The organism is Protofrankia sp. CiT1 (assembly GCF_917627335.1).
In the GTDB taxonomy this organism is placed as follows: Bacteria; Actinomycetota; Actinomycetes; order Frankiales; family Frankiaceae; genus Protofrankia.
In genome coordinates this window covers 33,870-34,761 of the sequence record NZ_CAKJTP010000042.1, presented here as the reverse complement: position 1 = coordinate 34,761, position 892 = coordinate 33,870, and the positions used below count along the sequence as shown (strand labels likewise).

Below are 892 nucleotides of genomic sequence, written 5' to 3'. Positions count from 1 at the left end.
GGGGGCATGGCGGCGGTGAGGGTGAGGTTCCAGCTGATGTGTTCGGGGTCGTCGATGAGGGCTTGGTAGAAGGGGTTGGGGTGGTCGTGGCGCTGTTCGATGGTGCTGAGTGTGTCGGGGTTGGGGTCGGGGGTGACGGAGTGGGCGTAGAGGTGGCGGTTGGTTTTGATGTGGGTCCAGGCGGCGCGGCGGTGGATGAGGAGTCGTCCGGGGCGGATGTCGAAGGTGGTGGCGTCGGTGTGGGTGGCTTCGTCGATGGCGAGTCCGAGGCGAAGGTGGCTGTGGGCGTCTTCGGGGCTGCTGCTGATCAGGCTGAGCCAGCCGTGTGGGGGGTGGTGGAGGTAGTCGGGGTGGTCGTCGGCGCCGATGACGATGAGGTAGCGGTCGGGGGTCGGTGCGGACGAAGGTTCCGCGGCCGTGGGCGACGGTGAGGAGTCCTTCGCCGACGAGGGTGGTGATGGCGCGGCGGACGGTGGGGCGGGAGCAGTCGTAGCGGTGGGCGATGTCGGCTTCGCTGGGGAGGGATGCGCCGGGTGGGTAGGTGCCGTCGTGGATGTCGAGGCGGAGTCCGCGGGCGATTTGTTCCCAGCGGGGCATCAGACCCTCGCCGACCACCACACCTCCGCCGCATCCCACGCACAACGCCTCCAAGCGGTCCGGGACCTGTACGGAGGCCTCAACATCCAAGTAAAGATCGTCGACAACCGGCGGGGTACACCACTCCGGCTCGCGCTCGCCGGAACCCTCGACCACACCGATGCCCTGAACGCCACCGACCCCGAACACCCACAAAAGCGTGCGTCATGGTGCCGGTGTTTACCTACACTGTAGTCAACGACGTTGACGAGTTTTGTCGTTTTTTGATCTTGATGAATGGTTTGCCGGTCACTGT

2 pseudogenes are annotated in these 892 nt (G+C 65.8%); one reads left to right on the top strand and one right to left on the bottom strand.

Annotation, left to right across the window (positions count from 1 at the left end):
• Positions 1 to 431 (top strand): annotated as a pseudogene (locus MJ785_RS09700) (hypothetical protein); the annotation flags it as partial.
• A 28-nt stretch (positions 432 to 459) separates the two neighbouring features.
• Here the strand turns inward: MJ785_RS09700 and MJ785_RS22225 are convergent.
• A pseudogene (locus tag MJ785_RS22225) lies at positions 460 to 597 on the bottom strand (GntR family transcriptional regulator); the annotation flags it as partial.
• Positions 598 to 892: the final 295 nt, after the last annotated feature.